We start from the raw sequence: 22,838 nt of genomic DNA on the forward strand, positions 1-22,838 counted from the left end.
GGCCCGGGCCCGGGTCCCCGGGGGGGGGTGGGCGGGCCGGGGGCCGGGCGCCCCGCCCGGGCCGGCCGCGACGGGGGGGGGGCCCCGGGTGCACGTAACGGTCCACCGGGAGCCGCCCGTTCCGCGTTCCGTGGACGGCAGGCCCGGGGCTGCCCGGCGGTCAGGAGCGGGACAGCAGCGCCCCGCCCGCGTACTGCGCCGACGTGCCCAACTCTTCCTCGATCCGTATGAGTTGGTTGTACTTGGCCGTGCGGTCGGAACGCGACAGCGAGCCGGTCTTGATCTGACCGCAGCCCGTCGCCACCGCCAGGTCCGCGATCGTGGTGTCCTCGGTCTCGCCGGAGCGGTGGGACATCACGGCGCTCCAGCCCGCACGACGGGCGGTGGCGACCGTGGCGAGGGCCTCGGTCAGGGTGCCGATCTGATTGACCTTCACCAGGACCGAGTTGCCGACGCCGGTACGGATGCCCTCGCGCACCTGTGCCTCGTCGGTGCAGAACACGTCGTCGCCGGTGAGCTGGCAGCGGTGGCCGACCCGGGCGGTCAACTCGCGCCAGCCGTCCAGGTCGTCCTCGGCCATCGGGTCCTCGATGGAGACGATCGGGTACGCGTCGATCAGCTTGGCCAGGTAGTCGGCCTGTTCGGAGGGCGTGCGGCGTACACCCTCCCCCGCGTACACGTAGACACCGTCGTGGAAGAACTCCGACGATGCCGGGTCCATGATCAGGCCGATGTCCTCGCCGGGGCGGTATCCGCTGCGTTCGACGGCGCTCAGGACGAAGTCGAGCGCCTCCTCGGCCGTGCGCAGCGCGGGGGCGAAGCCGCCTTCGTCGCCGACGCCCGTGGCGTGTCCGGCGGCCAGCAGGTCGCGGCGCAGGGTGTGAAAGATCTCGGAGCCCATGCGGACGGCTTCGGCGAAGGTCTTCGCACCCACCGGAGCGATCATGAACTCCTGGAAGTCCAGCGGATTGTCGGCGTGCGCTCCGCCGTTGATGATGTTCATCATCGGCAGCGGGAGCAGGCGGGCGTCGGCGCCGCCGAGATAGCGGTAGAGGGGCTGGCGGTGGGCGGCAGCGGCGGCCTTCGCGGCGGCGAGCGAGACCCCGAGGATCGCGTTCGCCCCGAGCCGGGACTTGCCGGGCGTGCCGTCGAGCGCGACGAGCGCCGCGTCCAGGCCCGCCTGGTCGTCCGCGTCGCGGCCCACGACCGCGGCCGCGATCTCCCCGTTGACGTGGGCGACCGCACGGTCGACCCCCTTGCCGTGCCACTGCCCGGCGTCCCCGTCGCGCAGCTCCACGGCCTCCCGCGCACCGGTGGAGGCGCCGGACGGGACGGCGGCGCGCCCGAGGGACCCGTCCGCGAGGCGGACGTCGGCCTCGACGGTGGGGTTGCCCCGGCTGTCGATGATCCGGCGGGCGGTGACGGACTGGATGGCGGTGGGCTCAGCTGCCTTGTGGGCCATGCGAGGTCCTTTGCGTAGTCACATGCCGCGGCACTGGTGCGACAGCGCCGGCGCGAGCCGCGACATGGCAACTCTACAGCAATGCTGTTCAGATTAGCTGGACAGTTTTGCTGTTTAGCCTGACTGTGCAGTTGTGCTGTCCAGTTTTACCGGGGACCGTATACGCCGACCACCTGCGCGGACGTGCTCACCACCGCGGGTTAAAGTGCCTTATGCCCACCCCGGAACCCGCCGCCGTCGCCGCCGATCTGCGCACCGCCATGGGCAAGCTCGCGCGGCGCGTGAAGCAGGAGGACCGGATCCCGCACGGCCAGGTCGCCGTTCTGGGCGTCCTGGACCGGGACGGGGCCATGACCACCAGCGACCTCGCGGCGGACCAGCGCGTGCGACCCCAGTCGATGGCCCGCGCGGTCGGGCTCCTCATGGACCAGGGCCTCGTCGTCCGCCGGTCGCACCCGACGGACGGCCGCAAGTCCCTGGTGGACCTCTCCGAGGTGGGGCGGGCGGCGCTCGAGGCGGAGCGCGACCGCCGGGCCGACTGGCTCGCCCGGGCCATCGACCTCGAACTCAGTGCAGAGGAACAGGAGATGCTGGCGCACAGCGTCGCCCTGATGGAGCGGCTCGCCGCACTTTGAAATCGGCTGTGCCGGGGCGGAGGGGTGTGTCAGGGTCACCCGGTGAACGCTTCGCGATGTGACCTTCTGCGCCGGCAGTTCGATCTGACCTGGTCGCTGTTCGAGTACCACCTTGAGCGGCTCGACACCGAGGACTTCCTGTGGCAGCCGACGCCGCTGTGCTGGACGGTGCACCGACAGGCCGACGGACGCTGGATGCCGGACTGGGCGGAGACGGAGCCCGATCCCGTTCCGGTGCCGACGATCGGCTGGCTCAGCTGGCACATCGGCTGGTGGTGGAGCACGACCATCGAGCACACGCTGGGCCGGAAGCCCCTGGACCGGGCGGATGTCGCGTGGCCCGGGGACGCCCACAAGGCCATCGGCTGGTTGCGAGAGCTCCGGGAGGAGTGGCTGGGGGTGCTGGAAGGCCTGGACGACGCGGCCCTCGACGCCGCCGCCCCGCTCCCCTGGGAGCACGGACCTGACCACACCGTCGCGCACATGGCCGCGTGGGTGAACGCCGAGCTGATGAAGAACGTGGCGGAGATCGGGCAGCTGCGGATGTTGCGCGCGGCGTCGGCCGGCTGACCGGGGACCTGGGCGTCGCCAACTACCCTTCGGGGGCTTTGGGTTAGGGTCCCCTTATGACCGCTTCCCACCAAGGCCTCGTGGCCGACGGCGAGAGCCCCTTCGCCGCCTTCGGTCTTCCGGGCCGCCCCGGCGCCCACGCGTTCTGGGCGGCGGCGCGGACGCCCGTTTCGGTTCCCGCCGACGGCGGCTGGCGGACCCTCTTCCTGTGGCGCGGCTCCGAGGCCGTGCTCGACTTCGAGAGCTGGTCGCCGCCCGTGCCGTTGCGGCGCTGGGAGGACACCGACTGCTGGTACGCCGAGGTGACCGCGCCCGCACGGCTGCGGGTGACCTACCGCTTCCTGGTGGGGGGCGAGGCCCACGCGGATCCGTTCAACCCGGTCGGCGCCGGGGCCGACCGGTCCGTCGTCGCGACGCCGGACGCCCCGCCCCAGCCGCACTGGCCCGCCCTCGGCGCGGACGCCGTGCTGCCCCTCCCCCAGACCCGGATCCGCTGGAGCAGCGACCGGCTCGGCGGGCGGCGTACCGTGCGCGTCCACCCGGTGGGCGGCGGCGGACCGGTGGTGCTGCTGCTCGACGGGGACGACTGGCTGTATCTGCACCCGGCCATGACCGCCTTCGACGCGGCCGTCGTCGCGGGTGACCTGCCGCCGGTCACCCTCGTCTTCCTGCCGGCCAGGGACCGGGAGGCCGAGTTCGCCTGCCGGCCCGAGCTGTGGGAGGCGGTCCGGGACGAACTTCTGCCGCTGGTGGGCGAGTCGGGCGCGCCGGCCGATCCGGAGCGGCTGGTGGTCGCCGGGCAGAGTCTGGGCGGGCTCAGCGCCCTGTACGCGGCACTGGAGTTCCCGGAGCTGGTCTCGCGGGTCGCCTGTCAGTCGGGGTCCTTCTGGTGGGCGCCCGGCGCCGCGGACCTGCCGGATCCGCTGGGCGGGCCGGCCGGCGGCGCGATCGCCGAGCGGCTGCGCCGGGGCGCCGACCTCTCTCGGCTGCGGTGCGCGTTCGACGTGGGGGAGCACGAGCGCTCGATGCTGCCCCACTGCGAGCTGGTGGAGACGCTGACCGAGCGGTCCGGTGCGACGGTACAGGTGTCGCGTTCGGCTTCGGGCCACGACCGGGCGGGCTGGCGGCACGCCCTGCTCAGGGATGTCGGCTGGGCTCTCGGCTGAGGGGTTCCCGGTCGGCGGGATCCCGTTCCCGGGAGGTCCGGGCGGACGTCCCGGGAACGGGTGGGCTGTTCACCTCGCGACGGCCAGGCAGTACGCCTCGTCGCCGGCGAGGAGGTTGCGGTGGGTGTCCTCGGCGGTGATGACGCCCCCGTCCAGGACCAGCACCCGGTCCGCCGCGTCCAGGAGCGCCGGGCTGCTGGTCAGCACGAGCGTCGTGCGGCCCCGACGCAGCTTCGCGACGTTGCGCGCGATGAGCTGTTCGGTGACCGCGTCGACGGCCGTGGTCGGGTCGTGCAGGACGAGCATCTCCGTGTCGGCGGCCAACGCGCGCGCCAGGGAGAGTCGTTGGCGCTGTCCACCGGAGAGGTTCGCGCCCCGGTCGCGTACGACGTGATCGAGCCCCTCGCGGTGGAGGGCGACGACGTCGGTGAGCATGGACGCCTCGACGGCCTCCGCGATCTCCCGGCCGCTGCCGGACGGGTCGATGTTCGTCCGGAGGGTGCCGGCGAAGATCTCCCCGTCGTACGGGTTCACCAGCAGGTGTTCGCGGACCGCCTCGATCGACAGGTCACCGATCTCCCGGCCGCCGACCCGCACCACTCCCCCGTACGCGTGGGGGGCGACGTTCACCGCGAGGACGGAGGCGAGGTCGGCCGCCGCGCGCGGCTGATAGGCCGCGATCGCCACGAACTCACCGGCCGCCACCGTGAACTTGACCCCTTGGAGAGTCCCGTGGTGTACGCCGTCGACTTCCAGCGCTCCGTCGGGCCCGGGGCGCTCCGGCCGCGGTTTCGTCACAGGGGGTGCGGCCAGCACCAGCGACATGCGCTCGGCCGAAGCGCGGGCCATCATCACGTACTTGGGCATCTCGGAGAACATCTTGAGCGGTTCCATGATGAACTGCGCGAGGCCCACGGCCATGACGAGTTCCCCGATGGTGATGCGGCCCTCGAACGCCAGCCAGCCGGCGGTCAGGGAGACGGCCGCGGCGAGGCCCGCGTTGAGGGCCAGCGCGGTGCCCGCGTAGGCGCCGTTCACCCGGGCGACGGTGATCGCCTGCCGCTTCGCGTCCGTGCTGACCCCGCGGTAGGCGCCGAAGGCGGCGTGGTTGCCGCCGAAGCCGTGCAGCGGGCGCAGCCCGATGATCAGGTCGGCGACCTTGGCGCCCGCCCGGGCCACCCGGGCCTGCTGTTCCTGCGTACTGGCCCCGATCCGCTTGGACATCACGGCGAGGACCGACAGGATCGCGACGGTTCCCACCATCACCAGCAGACCGAGCCGCAGGTCGGCGAGGCTCAGCGCGACGGCCGCGACCACGACGGCGACCAGGGAGCTGATCAGCAGCGGCACCACCTCGATGATGTCGGCGGTCTGGTCGGCGTCCTCGGTGGCGATGGTCAGGATCTCGCCGGACTTGAGGTCCACGTCCCTGGCCACGGGCTGGAGGCCGCAGGCGGCCACCTGTACCCGCCAGCGGTGCGCTTCGGTGGTGTTGGCCTTCTGCAGCACGCGCATGCCGAACCGCCACGACAGGGACACCGTCGTGATGATCACGGCCAGCGAGCCGATCGAGACGCCGAGCGAGCCGAGGCTGCGGTCCTGCATCGTGTGCTCGACGATGAGTCCGAGCGCGATGGGGAACGCGGTCTCCGCCGCCTGGTACAGGCCCATCAGGACGGTGCCCGCGATCATGGCGCCGATGTTGCGGCGCAGTGCCGTCCGCAGGATGGCGGTCCCCGGGCGGGGCCGCTCGGTGTCAGGAGTCTTCATCAGGGTCAGGAGTTCTCATCGAGGTGGCGGGCAATCGCTTCGGGGGTTCGCAGGGTGAACAGATCGCGGATGGTGATGACAGGACCGTACTCGCGGCGGAGCAGCCCGATCAGCCGCACCGCCAGCATGGAGTGCCCGCCGAGGGACACGAAGTCGCCGACCGCGCTGACCTCGTCGTCGTCGAGGTCGAGCGCCTCGGCGTAGAACGCGCAGACGACGCTCTCGGTCTCGGTCTCCGGGCCGCGCTCGCCCGCCGTGGTCAGCGCGCCGAGCGGCCTGGCCTCCGGCAGCGCCTTGGTGTCGGCCTTCCCGTTCACGGTCAGCGGGATGCTGTCGACCTGGGCGAAGTGCGTCGGGCGCAGGAAGTCGGGCAGCCCGGCGCCCACCTCGTCGGCGACCTGCGCGAGGTCGGCGGAGTCCGCGAGGACGAGATAGGCGGCCAGCCGGTACGCGCCGTCGACCCCCGGGTCGGGCTGGGCGACGGCGGCGACGAAACGGACCGCCGGATGCGCGGCGAACACGGCCTCCACCTCGCCGAGTTCGACCCGGTGGCCGCGGATCTTGACCTGCTGGTCGGTGCGGCCCAGGTAGGCGATGTTCCCGTCGGGGCGGCTGATCACCAGGTCCCCGGTGCGGTACATGCGCTCCCCGGGCGCGCCGAAGGGGCAGGCGACGAAACGGTGGGCGGTCTGGGCGCTCCGGCCCAGGTAGCCGCGGGCGATGCCGACGCCCGCCACGTACAGCTCGCCGGGGACCCCGTCGGGCAGCGGTCGCAGCCACGGGTCCAGGACGTACACCTCGGTGTTGTCGATGGCCACGCCGACGACCGGGTCCTGGCACTCGAAGGTGCCGACGCCGAGGGTGTTGATGGTGTACTCGGTGGGCCCGTACAGGTTGTAGCCGACGGTGCCCTCGGTCTCCGCGAGCCGCTGCCACAGCGTCGGGGTGACGGCCTCGCCGCCCAGCAGCACCAGTGCGGGCCGCCGGTCCGGGTCCCGCAGCAGCCCCTCGGCCACCAGCTGCTGGGCATAGGTGGGCGTCACGTTGATGACGTCGATGCCGTGCTCGACGCAGTACGCGGCCAGACGGGGTGCGTCGCGGCGCAACTCCTCGTCGCAGATGTGGACTTCATGGCCGTCGGCGAGCCAGAGCAGCTCCTCCCACGACATGTCGAACGCGAAGGACACGGTGTGGGCGATGCGGAAGGTCCGGTGGCCGTGGTGGGCGAGGACCGGCTCGAAGATCCGGCGCTGATGGTTGATCAGCATGTTGGTGAGTCCGGCGTATTCGGTCACCACGCCCTTGGGCTTCCCGGTGGAGCCGGAGGTGTAGATGGTGTACGCGGGGTGGCGCAGGCGGTCCGGGTCGTCCGGCGCGAAGGTGCTGTACGGTTCGGCCTCGGGCAACGGGCGGTCCAGCTCGATGAGTTCGCCGGTGAGCCGGGGCGAGACGGTGCTCACGGTGAGGATCACCTCGGGCCGGGCGTCCTCGACGATCCCCGCGATCCGCTCGTCGGGATGGTCCAGCTCCAGGGGGACGTACGCGGCACCGACGCGCAGCACCGCGAACAGCGCGGCGATCCAGTCGAGGGAGCGCGGGATCGCCAGACCCACCGTCGTCTCGGGCCCGATGCCGCGCGCGGCGAGCACGCCCGCCACGGCCCGGCTGCGGTCCCGGAGCTCGGCGAAGGTCATCGTCGCGCCGCCCGCTACGAGGGCGATCCGCTCCGGGTCCCGGTCGGCCGCGAGGTCGAAGCGGTCGACGACGGTGTCGGTGCCGACCTCGGTGCGCGCGGTGGGTGCGGGGTCCGGCCCCAGGCCGGGCAGCGCACCAACGGGACCGGTGGCCCGGGCCAGGTCCTCCAGGACGCGCAGATAGTCCGCCAGGAGCCGGCGGGCGCTGTCGGCGTCGCCGTGGCGGTGCTCCAGCTTGACCGTGAGACGGTCGCCGGGCGTGACGACCCAGGTGTAGGGGTAGTGGGTGGAGTCGTCGGCCTGCACCGAGGTGATGCCGTGGCGGGCGTTCATCTCGGCGAAGGCGTCCAGGTCCAGGAAGTTCTGCAGCACGAACAGGTTGTCGAACAGGGTGTCGTGTCCGCCGGCCCGCTGGATCTCCCCGAGCCCCAGGTGCTCGTGTTCCATCGCGGCCACGCGCGCCGCCTGCACGGAGGCCAGATACGCGTCGACCGGATCGTCGGGCCTGGCCCGCGTCCACAGGGGCACGGTGTTGAGGAGGACGCCGACGATGTCGCCGTGCCCTTCGCCCTCGCGTCCCGAGACGGTGACGCCGAACACGGCGTCGGCGCGTCCGGTCCGGGCTCCGAGGAAGAGGCCGAAGGCGCCGGTCAGCACCGAGTTCAGGGTGACGCCGCGGTCCCGGGCCGCTTCGCGCAGCAGCTCCGAGAGTTCGGCGGACAGGGTGTGCACGAGCGGCCGCGGCAGTTCCTCGACGAGGTCGGGGGCCGGTCCGGCGAGCAGCGTGGGTCCCGGCAGGCCCGCCAGGTGCTCCGCCCAGAAGCGCTCCGCGACGGCCGGGTCCTTGGCGGCGAGCGTCCGGGCGTACTCCTCGAAGCCGGGCGCGGCCGGGGTGGCGTCCCACGGCTCGCCCGCGAGGACGGCTTCGTACGCGTCGAACAGGTCGCGCAGCAGGATCTCGCGGGACCAGCCGTCCCAGAGCAGCAGGTGGTAGCTGAGCAGCAGGCCGTCGCCGCCGTCGGGCGTGCGCACCACGGTCATCCGGACGAGTGGCGGCTCCCCCGGGTCGAAGCCGCGCTCGCGGTCCCGGGTGCGCAGGGCTTCGGCCTCGGCTTCGGTGGTCAGGTCGACGGTGCGGACGGTGACGCGCCGGCCCGCCTTGAGGACCTGGACGGGGTTTCCGTCGTCGTCGGTGGTGAAGCCCGCGCCGACGACGGGGTGGCGGGCGATCACGCACGCCATCGCCTCCTCCAGCGCGGCGGTGTCCAGACGTCGGTCGAAGGTGAACCAGCTCTGCGCGACGTAGTGCCCGGCCTGGCCCGCAGCCCCCGCGCCCGCCAGCTGGGCCTGGAAGTAGAGGCCGCGCTGGAGGGGGGTGACCGGTGCGGTGCGCTCGGCTGTCGCGGACGCGTCCGCGATCTGTTCCAGGGCGGTCAGCCAGTGGCCGGTGATCGCGTCGGGGATGCCGTCGGCGAGGGTGAAGGCCGCGTGGAGGGAGCCGGTGGTCCCGTCGGTCCAGGCGTTGACCTCGACGGCGTACGGGCTGGTGACCTGGTCGTCGCCGGTGATCCGCAGGGCTTCCGATTCGCCGCCCCGGCCCAGGTAGTTGAAGAGGACCTGCGGCCGGGCGGTCAGCAGCGGGGCCGTCTGCGGGTTGAGGTGCCTGAGCCGGCCGTAGGCGATGTGCCCGTCCTCGTCCGGCTGGCGTTCGGCGACCTCGCGGGCCGCGGCGACGGGGTCGGTGTGGGCGGTCAGGCGTACGGGGGCGATGGAGGTGAACCAGCCGACGGTACGGGAGTAGTCGTGGTCGTCCCGCGCCGGGACCCGGCCGTGGCGCTCCAGTTCGACGGCGAGGTCGGTGGGGGCGGGCTGGATCCCGGTCAGGGCGGTGCGCAGGGCTCCGCAGAGCAGCTCGGTGAGGCCCAGCCCGAGCGCGGCCGGCGCGGTTCGCGTCACCCGGTCGCTGACCTCGGGCGGCAGGACGACGGTCCGCTCCCGGAGGCCCTGGACCGTGGGCAGCAGCGCCGGGGCGTGGAGGGTGGTGATCCAGTGGCCGAGGCTTTCGGTCGCTTCGGCGGACCGTACGGCGAGCGCTTCCGCGTACGCGGCGTAGGAGGTGGTCGGCGGCGGCAGGGCCGCCCCGCTCAGGGCGGTGGTCAGGTCGTCGAGGAGGACGAGCCAGGACACCGCGTCCACGGCGATGTGGTGGACGGTGACGACCAGGGTGCTGCTCGCCGCGAGCCAGGAGAAGGCGATGACGTCCCCGGTGGTGGGGTCGAGCCGCCCGGCCGCCTCGTTCGCGGCGGCGGTCGCGTCGGTGGTGTGCTCGCCGACGACGGTGGCCCCGCGGGGCGGTTCGGTGCGCAGGGACCAGACGCCGTGCTCGATGCGCAGGCGCAGGCGCAGGGCCGGGTGTGCGGCCACGACCGTGTCGGCGGCGCGCCGGATGTCCGCGATGCCGGTGCCTTCGGGGACGGTGAGGGTCCTGGCCTGGGCGAACCGCGTGAGCGAGCCGCCCAGTTCGCGTTGGCGCAGGATGATCGGGGTGAGGGGCAGGGGGCCGTCCTCGCCGCGGGCGGGCGTCGTCGGCGCGGGTGCCGGGGTGCGCGTCGCGAGGTGGCCTGCGAGGGCGCGGGGGGTCTTGAACAGGAACACGTCCCGGGGTGCGATCGGCAGGCCGAGCGCCCGGGCGCGGTTGATCACGGTGATGGCGACGATGCTGTCGCCCCCGGCGCCGAAGAAGTCGGTGTCGGCGTCCACGGTGGCGCCGGGCAGGGTCTCGGCGAAGATGCGGGTCAGGGCAGTGAGCGCGGAGCCGTCGGCGTCCGGCGGGGCCTGCCGCGGTACGACGTCCGGCTGTGCGGTTCGGGCGGCCCGCTCGGTGAGGGCCTTGCGGTCCAGCTTTCCGTTGACCGTCAGCGGCAGTGCGTCGATCGGCAGGACCCGGCCCGGCACCATGTGCGGGGGGAGCTTGGCGGAGAGCAGAGCGGTCAGGTCGGCGGGCGGCTCCCCGACGACGTGGGCGACGAGGTGGTCGCCGCTGTCCGCCACGGTGACGGCCACGTCGACGACGCCCGGCACCTCCCTCACCGTTCCCTCCACCTCTCCCGGCTCGATACGGAATCCCTTGAGCTGTACCTGGTCGTCGGCGCGGCCAACGAACCGCAGCTCACCGTCGAGCGTCCGGCGGGCGAGGTCGCCCGTGTGGTACATCCGGGAGCCGTCGGCCGTGAACGGGTTCGCCACGAAGCGCCCGGCGGTGAGCCCGGGGCGGCCGAGGTAGCCGAGGGACAGCTGGTCGCCCGCGACGTAGATCGCGCCCACCCGGCCCGGCGGCACCGGCCGCAGCCGGTCGTCGAGCAGATGGACACTCAGGCCGGGGATAGGTGCGCCGATGGGGCTGGTGTCGTCGCCGCAGGCGACGTCCTCCTCCGTCAGCACCCGGTGGGTGACGTGGACGGTGGTCTCGGTGATGCCGTACATGTTCACCAGCTCGGGCGACGTCACCCCGTGCCGCTCGACCCAGCCGCGCAGTCGCCCGAGGTCGAGCGCCTCGCCGCCGAAGACGACGCGGCGCAGTGCGGTGACCGGCTCGTCGGCGTGCAGGTCGGCTTCGATGAACCGGTGGAAGGCGGACGGGGTCTGGTTGAGCACGGTGACGCCGCGTTCCCGGACCAGTCGGTGGAAGTCGACCGGTGAACGGGTCAGCCCGTACTCCGGTATGAGCAGTTCTCCTCCGTGCGCGAGTGCGCCCCACAGCTCCCAGACGGCGAAGTCGAACGAGAAGGAGTGGAACTGGACCCACACGTCGTCCGGGCCGAAGTCCATGTCCGGCCGGGTGTTGGCGAGGAGCCTCGCCACCGCGGCGTGCGGGACGACGACGCCCTTGGGGCGGCCGGTGGAGCCGGAGGTGTAGATCACGTACGCCGGGTCTCCCGGACGGACGTCGGGGAGGCCGGTGGCCCGCGGGTGTTCGTCGCCCTGGACGAGGACCCGGGCGCTCACGCCCGTCCTCCGAAGCAGCCGGGTGAAGCGGTCGCGCTGCTCCCGGTCCACGAGGACGACCTGGGGGGCGGCGTCGGCGAGGATGTACTCCAGCCGCTCGTCCGGGTACGCCAGGTCCAGCGGTACGTACGCGCCTCCGGCGGTGACGACGGCGATCAGGGCGACGACCTGTTCCAGGGAGCGCGGGACGGCGACGGCGACCCGCTGCCCGGGCCCGACCCCGGCCGCACACAGGGCGGCCGCCAACGACTCTTTCTCCGAGGCCAGTTCGCCGTAGGTGAGGGAACGGGTGGTGCCGTCCAGCGCGCACTGGGTGACGGCGGTGGCCGCCGGGTCGCGGAGTGCGGCGGTGTCGAACAGCCGGCCCAGGGTCGACGGGGCCGTCCGTGCCGGGGCGCTGCCCGTGGCGGGGAGCAGTGCGTCGACCCGGGCGTCCGGCCGGCCGAGCAGTTCGGTGAGGGTCCGGGTGAAGGTGGCGAGGATCGCCTCGGCGTCCGCCGGGCGCAGGAGTTCGCCGTCGTAGATGAGATGGAAGCGCGCTCGGCCGTCCCGCGCGCGCTCGACGACGAGCGTCAACGGGTAGTGCGGAGCACCCTCGTTGACGATGTCGGTGATGACGAGCGTGTCGTCCGGTCCGCGCAGGGCGTCCACGTCGGTGGCGACGTCGAAGACCACCAGGGTGTCGAAGAGGGTGCCCGTGCCGCTCAGCCGCCCGATCCGGGCCAGCGAGACGTGCTGGTGCGCCAGCACCGCGCCCTGGTGCCGCTTCACGGCGTCGAGCAGATCGTAGGCGGTGTCGGTGGCGGACCAACGGGCGCGCACCGGAATGGTGTTGATGAAGAGACCCACCATGTCGCGGATGCCGGGAACATCGGCGTCCCGTCCGGAGACGGTGGAGCCGAAGACGACGTCCCTGCTCCGCAGGAGGCCACCGAGGGTGGCCGCCCACGCGCTGTGCACGGCCACGCTCAGGGACACTCCCGCGGAGCGGGCGGCCACGGCGATGTCCTCGGCGGGCTCCGCCGTGACGTCGGCGAACCGTGTCGAGGGGGTGTGGCCCTCGGCGACCAGGGAGGGGCCGGGCAGACCGGCGAGCTCCTCACGCCACACCCGGTCGCTCTCGTCCTGGTCGCGTCCGGCGAGCCAGTCCACGTAGTCGCGGTAGCCGCCGAGGGCGTACACCGATCCCGGCGCGTGGTACTCGGCCAGCAGGGTGCGGAGCATCGGCGGCACCGACCAGCCGTCCGCGATGATGTGGTGCACGGTCTGCACGAGGACCGAGCGGCCCCCTTCCGCGCGGATGAGCGTGTAGCGCATCAGGGGGCCGGCAGCGAGGTCGAACCCGGCCCGGCGGTCCCGCTCGGCGAGGTCGCGGATCTCCTCGTCGGTGCGCGCGGGCCCGGCCAGGGTGGTGAAGGGTGCGCGCCTGCCGCTCTCGACGACGGAGACGACCCGCCCGTCCGCGAGGGCCGTGAAGCGGGCGGCGAGGTTGGGGTAGAGGGCGAGCAGCCGGTCGGCCGCCGCCGCCAGCCGCTCGGCGTCCACGTCGCCGTCCAGTGTCAGCAGCTGCTGCTCGACATAGCTGCCCGTGGCGTCGTCGTCGAAGACGGAGTGGAAGTAGAGGCCCTCCTGCAGCGGGGTCAGCGGCAGGATGTCGCGCAGCGCCGGGCCGTCCAGGGCGTCGACGTCGGCCTGGGCCAGCGGCACCAGCGGGAAGTCGCTGGGGGTGTGTCCGCCCTCGTCGAGCGCGGCGAGTGCGGTGAGGGCGGAGCGGAAGTGGTCGCCGAGGATCGTGATGTCGTCCTCGGTGAACACGCCCTCGGGCCAGGAGATGGTGGTGACCAGTACGTACGCGCCGCTCGCGTCGGGTTCGGCGATCGCGTTGAACTCCAGGGCGCGCGGCAGCCGCATGCGGGGATCGCGCTTCTCGCCCAGCTGCCCGGTGGCTCCGGCGAGCCGCCAGTCGCCCGAGCCGCCCGCTTCGAAGCGTCCCAGGTAGTTGAAGAGCACCTGGGGTGCGGGGTCACCGGTCGGCCCGTCGCCGGTCAGATAGCGCAGGGCGCCGTAGGAGAGGCCGCCCGCCGGTACGCGGGCGAGGTCCTCCTTGACCGCCTTGAGGGCGGCGGCGAGGTAGCCGGGCGCGGTGAGGTCACTCGCCGTGCCGGGGTCCACGGTGACCGGGAAGAGGGTGGTGAACCAGCCGACGGTACGGGACAGTTCGGGTTCGAAGCCGGCCGCGCCCGCGACGAAGCGGCTTTCTCGGCCGTGTCCTTCCAGCTCGATGTGGGCGAACGTCTGGTCCTGCCCCCGGTCGCGTCGCCGGCGGGCGAGGGCGACGGCGAGGGCGGTCAGCAGGACGTCGTTGACGCCCGCGTGGAACTTGGCGGGGATCTCGCCGAGCAGCGCGGCCGTGGTCGCGGGGTCCACGGAGACGGTCCGGGTCCGTTCGCGCTCCACGGTGTCGGCCGCGGTGAGGTCCCGCCGGCCGATCGGCATGTCGGCCGCCGGCAGCGGGGTGGCGTAGTGCGCACGGTCAGCTGCGAACGGGGCGCGGCCCAGCAACTGGGTCCAGCGCCTGAACGACGTTCCCACCGTCGGCAGTTCGACGGGTTCTCCCGAGGAGTGCTGCCGCCAGGCGGTGGCCAGGTCGTCCATCAGGATGCGCCAGGAGACGCCGTCGATGACCACGTGGTGGGCGACCAGGACGAGTTGGCGGGCCGCCTGGCGCCAGACGGCACGCAGCATGATGCCCTGGTCCGGGTCGAGTGCGGCGGTCGCGAGGGCGACGCAGTCCTCCGGCGGGGCGTCGCTCCGCTCCCAGCAGCGGGCGTGCGCACCGGCCGCGGGGATGTCGAAGCCCCAGCGCTCGCCGCGCACCAGCTCGGCGCGGAGCATGTCGTGCCGGGTGAGCACGGCGGTGAGGAGGTCGTCGAGGGCGTCGGCGGTCAGGTCCGCCGGGGTGGTGAGGACGACCGACTGCACGAAGCCGTCGATCGCGTCCGTGGTCTCGCCGAGCCACTGCACGATGGGCGATCCGACGACGGCGCCGGTCGCCACGTCGCCGTGGTCGACGGCGGCGGCGGGCTCACGGCTCGCCACCGCCGCCAGCGCTCCGACGACGGTGTGGGTGAAGATCTGGCGTGCGCTCACATGGAGGCCGACCTCGCGCAGGGCGCTGAGCAGGGAGATCGCCAGGATGCTGTCCCCGCCGAGCTGGAAGAAGTCCTGGTCCGCGCCGACGTCGTCCCGTCGCAGCACCGCCGCGACGGCCTCGCACACCAGGCGCTCGTTCTCCGTGGCGGGCGCCTGGAGGGGTCCTGCGCCCACGGTGGGTTCGGGCAGCGCGTTCCGGTCGATCTTGCCGTTCGCGGTGAGCGGGAACCGCGGCAGCACGACCAGCTGGGCGGGCACCATGTACGCGACCATGTGGGCGGCGGCCCACGCCTTGACGTCGTCGGCGCGGAGGTCCTGGTCGCCGCCGGACGGGATGACGTAGCCGACCAGGTAGGTGCCGCCCGCCGTGTTCTTCTTCGCGACGACGCAGGTGTGCCGTACGCCGGGGTGTTCGGCGAGGCCGGCCTCGACGTCCTCGATCTCCAGCCGCATGCCCCGGATCTTGATCTGGTTGTCGGCGCGGCCGAGGAAGTCCAGCGACCCGTCCGGGGCGTACCGCGCGAGGTCGCCGGTGCGGTACAGCCGGGATCCGTCGGTGGCGAAGGGGTTGGCGACGAAGCGGGAGGCGGTGAGCCCGGGCGCGCCCACGTAACCGCGCCCCAACAGGAGTCCGCCGACGTACAGTTCGCCGCCGACGCCGACCGGCACGGGGCGCAGTTCGCGGTCGAGGACGTAGAGCTGGGTGTTGGGGTTGGCCCGGCCGATCGAGGTCGACAGGCGTGTCGCGGCTCCCCGGTAGATGACGTGGGAGACGCCTATGGTCGTCTCGGCGGGGCCGTAGCCGTGGTACAGCGGGATGTCGAGGCGGGCGCGGAACCGTTCGTACAGCTCCGGGGTCAGGACCTCGCCGCCGCACCAGACGTGCCGCAGGCTGTCGAGGCGGCCGGAGTCGCCCACGATCTCCAGGAGGACGTCCAGCATGGACGACACGAGGTAGGTGAAGGTGACCCGCTGTTCGGCGATGACGCCGAGGAGGTGGTGCGGGTCGCGTTCGCCGCCGGGCCGCAGGATGACGAGGCGGCCGCCGGTGACGAGCGGCAGGAAGATCTCGTTGACGGAGATGTCGAAGGAGAGCGGGGCCTTGAAGAGCGAGGCGTCGTCGTGGCCGAAGCGGAGGATCTCGCGGGACTGCCAGAGCAGGCGCTCGCTGATCGCCTCGTGCCGGATCATCGCGCCCTTGGGGCGTCCGGTGGACCCGGACGTGAAGATGACATAGGCGAGGGAGTCGCCGGGGACGGCCGCGTCGGGCGCGTCCGCCGGACGGTCGTCGTACGTCCAGTCCCCGAGGTCGACGGCGACGGCGTCCGGTTCCCCGGCGTCCGCCCTGCCCGTGGAGTTGAGCTGGAGCACGATCCGGGCGTCCTCGGCGACGACGGACCGGCGGGCGGCGGGCCACTGGGGGTCGAGCGGGACGAACGCGCCCTTGGCCTGGAGCACGGCGAGGAGGCCGACGACCATCTCGGCCGAGCGGCCGAGGGAGATGCCGACGACCTGTTCGGGTGCGAGGCCGCGGTCGATCAGGTGGTGAGCCAACTGAGCGGACAGCAACGCTACTTCGCGGTAGGTCAGGCATCGGTGCTCGTCGACGATCGCGACGGCGTCCGGCCGCAGGCGCGCCTGCTCGCGGAACATCTCCATGACGGTCGGACGGGGCCGGTCGGCCCGGGTGTCGTTCCAGCGAGCCAGCTCCTCGGCCCGGGTCCGGGGGTCGGACGGGCCGATGGCGCCGAGAGGCCGGTCCGGGAAGTCGGCGAGGTCGTCCAGCGTCCTCTGTGCGTCGGCAGGGTCGACGCCGGGCGGCACGGTGATGCCGAGGGTCTGTGTGTCGGTCTCCCACCCTCCGACGCCGCTCGTGCCGTTGTCGACCCATCCGAGGAGGTCGGGGAAGGGGGTGGCGGGGGTGAGGTCCATGCCGTCGGGGCCCGCGCCGGTCGCCCAGTACGCGAGCCCGACGGCGCAGGCCTCGACGACGGTCCGATCGCTGTAGTCGCCGATCCGCCGACGCACGGCAGCCAGCCGAGTGGGGGAAAGCAGTATGCGAGAAGCGCTCGGTTCCGACATCGAAGTCTCAGCATCCTTTCGAGGTGTGCGAGTTGACCGGCCGTCGGCCGGGTGCGACTAACTGCCCTCTCGCCACGCGCGCCACAGTCGGGCGTACTGGCCTCCCAGCTCGACCAGTTCGCTGTGTGTCCCCTCCTCCACCACCCGTCCCGCGTCGAGCACGGCGATCCGGTCCGCGGCCATCGCCTGGGTCAGCCGGTGGGCCACGAACAGGGTGGTGCGGCCGGAGCAGGCGGCCAGCACGGCGCGTTCCAGCTCGGCGGCGCCCTCGCTGCCCGCCTCCGCGGTCGACTCGTCGAGCACGACGACCGGTGCCCGGCCGAGCACCAGCCGGGCCAGGGCGAGCTGGGCGACCTTGGTCACGTCGAGGCGTTCGCCGCCCTCGCCGACCGGGGTGTTCAGGCCGTCGGGCAGGGATCCGGCCCATTCCCCGGCGCCGACCGTGCGCAGTGCGTCATGGAGTTCGTCGTCGCTCGCGAGGGGGGCGGCGAGCCGCAGGTCGTCGGCGAGCGGGCCGGAGAACACATGGGTCTCCTGGGTCAGGATGCTCACCAGCGCGCGGGCCCCGGCCTCGTCCATGCCCGCGAGGTCGTGCGTGCCGATGCGTACCGATCCGGCCTGCGGTCTCCCGATGCCGGCGATGAGTGCGGCCAGGGTCGACTTGCCCGCGCCCGTCGCCCCGACCAGGGCGAGCGAACCGCCGGCCGGGATGGACAGGGACACCTCCATGAGGACCGGTTCCTCGGCCCCGGGATAGGTGAACGTCAGGTCCCGCACCGTGACCGGGTACGGCGCGGCATCGGCCGCGGCGACCGAGCCGTCGCCCACCAGGCGCTCCTCGGAGGGCTCCGAGAACACGCCGACCAGGCGGGTGAGGCCGGCGCCGGACTTCTGCGCCTCGTCGAAGGTGAACATGATGGCGCCCAGCGGGGTGAACAGGCGGTGGAACATCAGCGGGGCCGCGGACACTTCGCCCAGCGTGGCGGCGTCCGCCTCCAGCAGGGCGTAACCGACGACCAGGATGAGGACGAGCCCGATGAACTCGGCACGGTTCTCCCGGCCGACGAACCGGCCGAAGAAGCGGAACACCTCGATGCCGAGATTGCGCACCCGCCATGACTCGTCGGTGACCTTCTCCCGTACGGCGCCCTCCAGGCGGTACGCCCGGACCGTGTCGATGCCGTTGAGTCCGCTGATCAGCGCCTGGGCACGGTCGGCCTGGGCCACCCGCTGCTGCCGGTAGAGGGGCGCGGAGCGGGGCAGGTACCAGCGCAGCGCCAGCGCGTACGCGGGCAGGGCGCAGGCTCCGGCCAGGCCGAGCCGCCAGTCGAGACCGAACATGCCGATCGTCGCGATGACGACCAGGACGCCCGCCGAGAACACGGTGGGGATGGCCGTCCGGATGCCCTTGGAGATCACGGCCACGTCGTCGCCGACGCGGGAGAGCACGTCCCCCCGGCCGACCTCCTCGACGCGTGCGCTGGGCATGCCCAGTACGGCGCGCACGGCTTCCTCGCGGAGCCGCGCGAGCAGTTCGGCCCCGAGCTTGCCGATCAGGAAGGTGGAGGCCGCGGTGGCCGCCGCGCCGAACAGCGCGGCGGCCACCATCAGCACTCCGACGGTGAGGAGTATCGAGCGTGACGCGCCCCCGACGACCCCGTCGACGACCCGGCCGAGCAGCAGGACCGGGAGCACCTGGAGCGCGGCCCCGGCCACCGTGGTGAGGATGGTGGAGGCCGTCAGCCACGGGGCTCGCCGGCAGTGCTCGGCCACCCAGCGGGCGGCCTCGCCCCCGGTCGCCGTGCGCAGGGTCGTCGAGGCGACGGGGGTGTCGGTGACAGTCACACGCAAACCGAGTCTCGCCGGGGAACGGGCCGTCGGGTCGTCATCGCTACTTGGCCGACTCGACGAGTTCGTCGATCGCGTACGGCAGGGAGAGCAGGGTGCCCTGGGACATCGCGGCGCCGACCGCCGGGCCCTCGCTGTCCAGCAGGTAGGAGACCTTGCCGTTCTTGACGGCCGGCAGGTTGGCGAACAGCTCGAACTTCTTGAGCGCGTCCGTGTCGGCCTTGTCGTTGACGACGAAGATGCGGTCGACGTCGATCAGGTCGATGCGCTCGGGTGAGAGCTCGACGGAGAACCCACCGTCGGCGATCTTGTCGATCTCGGTCTGGTAGGTGAATCCGGTGCCCGTGACGAGCCGGCCGCGCACGTCGGTGGAGGCGAAGGCTGAGATGGAGTCCTTGTACCAGGACAGGGCGACCGCCTTCTGTCCGCCGAAGTCGGGGTTGGCCTTCTTGGCGGCGTCCAGCTTGGCCTGGATGCCCTTGACCAGTTCGGCGCCCTCCTTCTCCTTGCCGAGCGCCTTGGCGATGTGCACCGCGTTGTCCTGCCAGGGGGCGCTGAAGAGTTCCTTCTCGCCCTTGGTGCGGCCCACGGTCGGGGCGATCTTGGAGAGCTTCTCGTAGGCCGCCTTGTCGACCTCGGAGTAGACCGCGATGATCAGGTCGGGGCGCAGCGAGGCGATCTTCTCGAAGTTGGGGCCGGCGTCCCCGTTCTTCATGACGACCTCGGGGCGGGTGTCGCCCCACTGGTCCTTCACCCAGGGCCACTGCGTGTTGATGTCGGGGCTCTGACCGGCCGGGTTCGGGTACTGGTCGACCATGCCGACCGGCTTGGTGCCGAACGCCAGGACGGCCTGGTCGTCGGTGTAGCCGACGGTGACGACCCGCTGGGGGGCCTTCTTGACCTCGGTGGACCCGAACGCGTGCTCCACGGTGACCGGGAACGCGCCTTCGGCCGCGGCCGGGGCATCGTCGTTCGTCGTCTCGTCCGCCGAGTCGTCGCCGCATCCCGCGAGGAGAGAGACGCCGAGGGTGGCAGCGGACACCACCGCGGCCAGTCTCTGCCACGGCTTCAGGGGCGTCGTTCGATCGAGAAGCATCCGTCAATCCCTTGCTTTCGCGCTGTCCACTGCGCCCCGGTAGGAGGGCAGCCAGACTGTACCCCGGCCAAGTGAGGCCAGCCTAGCCTAACCCAATAACTTTCCACCGGTCAGGACGAGTTGCACCTGCTGGATCGTCAGAGCCTCACAGCAGCTCTGCTGTTCGGGCATCGGCTACGATTCGGACCGCGCGTGCGTCCGGCCAATCGGCACGATCAACGGCCGGTCTCCCACCGGGTCGTCGATCACCTTGGCCCGCAGTCCGAACGCCTCGTGCAGCAGCTCGGCGGTGATCACATCCCGGGGATGCCCCTGCGCCAGGACGGCTCCCGCGCGCATGACGACGAGGTTGTCGCTGTAGCGCGTGGCCAGGTTGAGATCGTGCAGCACCATGACGACGGTGCAGCCCGACTCGTGGAGATCGTCGACCAGGTCGAGTACGTCGATCGCGTGGGCGAGGTCGAGGTAGGTGGTCGGCTCGTCCAGCAGCAGCAGATCGGTGCCCTGGGCGAGGGTCATCGATATCCACACGCGCTGGCGCTGACCGCCGGACAGCGAGTCGACGGGCCGGTCGGCCAGGTCCGCCACTCCCGTCATGGCCAGGGCGCGCCGCACCACGTCGGCGTCGTCCGATGACCACTGCCGCAGCCAGCTCTGGTGCGGGTGGCGTCCGCGGGCGACGAGGTCGGCGACGGTCAGCCCTTCGGGGGCGACCGGAGCCTGCGGCAGCAGCCCGAGCTTCTTCGCCACGTCCTTGGTCCGGAGCCTGCCGATGTCCTCACCGTCCAGGACGACGGTGCCGCCGGCCGGTTTGAGCAGCCGGGTCAGGGTGCGCAACAGGGTGGACTTGCCGCAGCCGTTGGGGCCGATGATCGTGGTGATCACCCCGGGCGGAATCGCCACGTCGAGCTGGTCGATGACCGTCCGGTCGCCGTACCCGACGGTGATGCCCCTGGCCGCCAGCCGTGGGACGTCCTTGACGCCGGCTTCGGTACTGGCGGTGAACTGAGCGGCCACGAGCCCCCCTTGTTGAGGTCAGCCTTACTTCTACCATCTACCGGAGGTTGGCCCGTACCAGCAGATACACGAGGAACGGGCCGCCGATCACGGCGGTGACCACGCCCACCGGCAGCCCGATCGGCAGCGCGGCGCGGGCGATCAGGTCGGAGCCGATCAGCAGCAGCGCGCCCACCAGGCCGGAGGCGACCAACGGTGGCGTGGGCCACCGCGCCAGCCGCATCGCCACCTGCGGGGCCACCAGCGCGACGAACGGGACCGGTCCCGCCGCGCTCACCCCCACGGCGGCCAGCAGGACCGCGCAGAGCAGCAGGACGGCCCTCACCCGGCCGAACCGTACGCCCAGCCCGGCGGCCACGTCGTCGCCGAGGTGCATCGGTTTGAACGGGAAGACCATGGTCGCCACGACGGCCAGCAGGACGAGGGTGCACCAGAACGCCACCCGGACCTCGTCCCATGACCGGTTGTCCAGGGATCCGACCAGCCATACCTGGGCGCGCGCCACGTCCCGGATGTCGGCCGAGACCAGCAGCCAGGTCGTGATCGCCTGCATCATGGCGGTCGCCGAGATGCCGATGAGGATGAGCCGGAAGCCGTCGACGCCGCGCCGCCAGGCGAGGAAGTAGACCAGCAGCCCCGTGCCGAGACCGCCCAGGAGGGCCGCGGCGGGCAGCCCGACCGAGCCGGCGATCGCCGCGGCGGTCCCGCCCGTCGTCGTCACCAGGAACACCGCGACGGCGCCGGCTCCGGCGGTGATCCCCAGGATGTCCGGACTGGCGAGCGGGTTGCGCGCCACGGACTGGGTGATCGCCCCGGAGACGCCCAGGGCGATGCCGACGACGAGGCCGGCCAGCGCCCGGGGCATCCGGAGGTCCATGACCACGAACTCGTCGACCTGTTCGCCCTGGCCGAGGATGGTGGCGATCACCCGGGAGAGGCCGATGGGGAAGTCCCCGACACTGATGGAGAGGCAGAAGACCAGGAAGGACGCCGCCGCGAGGACGAGCGTGACCAGGACGAGCCAGGGCCGCCAGACGAACGACATCCGACCGAGCCGCACGCCCGGCGGCATCGACGCCCTCACTCCGGGCACGTCGGTCACTTCGGTCACGTCGGTCCCGTTCATGCGCTCCTTCACTCTCCTCATGCGCTCTTGAACTTCCCTCGCCACACCAGGACCGCGAAGAAGGGGGCCCCGAGGAGGGCGACCACGACACCCGATTCCAACTCGCCCGGCCGCACGACGACCCGGCCCACGATGTCGCAGACCAGCAGCACACCGGAGCCGAGCAGACCCGCGTACGGCACCAGCCAGCGGTAGTCGGGGCCGGTCAGATAGCGGGCCACGTGGGCGACCATGAGCCCGAGGAAGGCGATGGGGCCGCAGGCCGCGGTGGCGGCCCCGGCCAGCAGGGTGACGGCGACGATGCCGATGGTCCGGCTCACCGCGATGTTCACTCCCAGTCCCCGTGCCACGTCGTCGCCCAGGTTGAGGAGATTGAGGGCGGGCAGCGTGATCAGGGCCAGGACCAGTCCGACGGCGATGAACCCCGTGACCGGCCAGATGACGTCGAAGCCGACACCGGCGACGGATCCCGCGTTCCAGAACCGCAGCGCGTTCAGCGACTCCTTGTCGGAGAGCGCCACCGCGGTGGTCATCGCCGCGAGGAACACGGTGACGCCCTGCCCGGCCAGGGCGAGGGTCAGCGGGTTGCCCGCGCCCCTGCCGATGCTCGCCAGGCCGAAGACCACGACGCCGGCGATGCCCGCGCCGACGAAGGCGAACCAGACGTACTGGAAAGGATTGGTGAGCCCGAACACGGCGATGACCGACACCACGGCGAAGGAGGCGCCGGCGTTCACCCCCAGCAGCCCGGTGTCGGCGATGGGGTTGCGGGTGTACCCCTGGATCAGCGCCCCGCCGACCCCCAGTGCCAGGCCCGCCACGATCGCGAGGACCGTCCGGGGCACGCGCACGGTCTGGACGATGAGCCGGATCTCGGTGAGCTTCTGGTCGGGCTCGGGCTCCGCGAACAGCCCGTGCCAGACCTCGCCGGGGCTCAGCGCGCGCGCCCCGACGGCCAGGGACACCGTCGCCGCGAGCACCAGGGCCACCGTGAGGATTCCCAGCCCCATGACCCGGCGTCTGCGGGTGTCCGACGTCCCCCCTGGCGCGGGACGCTCCACTGCGGTGGTGATCATGTCGACGAACGATATCCCTTTGATCGGACCGGTCGCGGGCGGCCCGGGCCGAGGGGGCTTGGGCGGGGCGGGCGGCGCCGACCAGCGCGGGGCGGGGGTGCTTGGCGCCCCCGCCCCCGGCGCCCGAGGCCGCCCCCC

General features: G+C 72.5%; 11 protein-coding genes. 3 read left to right on the forward strand and 8 right to left on the reverse strand.

Annotated features, from left to right (window positions below; genetic code table 11):
• Positions 1–160 precede the first annotated feature (160 nt).
• Entirely contained in the window at positions 161–1,462 is a 1,302-nt protein-coding gene (eno, locus tag ACFWRV_RS12510; protein ID WP_384332417.1) for a phosphopyruvate hydratase, read from the reverse strand.
• Positions 1,463–1,674: 212 nt separating this feature from the next.
• Here eno and ACFWRV_RS12515 point away from each other — a divergent pair, with 212 nt between their 5' ends.
• From ACFWRV_RS12515 to ACFWRV_RS12525, 3 genes are read left to right on the forward strand one after another with little or no spacing between them, the layout of a single operon-like run.
• Complete coding sequence (locus ACFWRV_RS12515) at positions 1,675–2,097, forward strand: MarR family winged helix-turn-helix transcriptional regulator (protein ID WP_384332420.1); 423 nt, start codon at positions 1,675–1,677, stop codon at positions 2,095–2,097.
• 42 nt (positions 2,098–2,139) lie between these two features.
• The gene (locus tag ACFWRV_RS12520) at positions 2,140–2,667 is read left to right on the forward strand and encodes a DinB family protein (RefSeq protein WP_384332423.1); all 528 of its coding nucleotides are present in this window, start codon (positions 2,140–2,142) and stop codon (positions 2,665–2,667) included.
• Positions 2,668–2,723: 56 nt separating this feature from the next.
• Positions 2,724–3,833: an alpha/beta hydrolase-fold protein gene (locus tag ACFWRV_RS12525; RefSeq protein WP_384332426.1), complete on the forward strand. Its 1,110-nt coding sequence runs from the start codon at positions 2,724–2,726 to the stop codon at positions 3,831–3,833.
• Positions 3,834–3,902: 69 nt separating this feature from the next.
• Here the strand turns inward: ACFWRV_RS12525 and ACFWRV_RS12530 are convergent, their stop codons facing one another.
• The 7 genes from ACFWRV_RS12530 to ACFWRV_RS12560 form a co-directional block, all read right to left on the reverse strand.
• Complete coding sequence (locus ACFWRV_RS12530) at positions 3,903–5,603, reverse strand: ABC transporter ATP-binding protein (protein ID WP_384332429.1); 1,701 nt, start codon at positions 5,601–5,603, stop codon at positions 3,903–3,905.
• A gap of 5 nt (positions 5,604–5,608) precedes the next feature.
• Positions 5,609–16,537, reverse strand: a complete 10,929-nt coding sequence (locus tag ACFWRV_RS12535) for an amino acid adenylation domain-containing protein (protein ID WP_384332432.1) — start codon at positions 16,535–16,537, stop codon at positions 5,609–5,611.
• Between the two features lie 57 nt (positions 16,538–16,594).
• The gene (locus ACFWRV_RS12540) at positions 16,595–18,382 is read right to left on the reverse strand and encodes an ABC transporter ATP-binding protein (protein WP_384332435.1); all 1,788 of its coding nucleotides are present in this window, start codon (positions 18,380–18,382) and stop codon (positions 16,595–16,597) included.
• Positions 18,383–18,428: 46 nt separating this feature from the next.
• A complete protein-coding gene (locus tag ACFWRV_RS12545; protein ID WP_384332438.1) occupies positions 18,429–19,481 on the reverse strand; it encodes an iron-siderophore ABC transporter substrate-binding protein in 1,053 nt (350 codons plus the stop codon).
• 174 nt (positions 19,482–19,655) lie between these two features.
• Positions 19,656–20,498 (reverse strand): ABC transporter ATP-binding protein, encoded by an 843-nt coding sequence (locus ACFWRV_RS12550; RefSeq protein ID WP_384332441.1) that lies wholly within the window; start codon positions 20,496–20,498, stop codon positions 19,656–19,658.
• A 37-nt stretch (positions 20,499–20,535) separates the two neighbouring features.
• The gene (locus ACFWRV_RS12555; protein WP_384332443.1) at positions 20,536–21,624 is read right to left on the reverse strand and encodes a FecCD family ABC transporter permease; all 1,089 of its coding nucleotides are present in this window, start codon (positions 21,622–21,624) and stop codon (positions 20,536–20,538) included.
• Positions 21,625–21,641: 17 nt separating this feature from the next.
• Positions 21,642–22,700: a FecCD family ABC transporter permease gene (locus ACFWRV_RS12560; protein WP_384332446.1), complete on the reverse strand. Its 1,059-nt coding sequence runs from the start codon at positions 22,698–22,700 to the stop codon at positions 21,642–21,644.
• Positions 22,701–22,838: the final 138 nt, after the last annotated feature.

The sequence above is a fragment of the Streptomyces sp. NPDC058576 genome, assembly GCF_042718715.1.
GTDB lineage: Bacteria > Actinomycetota > Actinomycetes > Streptomycetales > Streptomycetaceae > Streptomyces.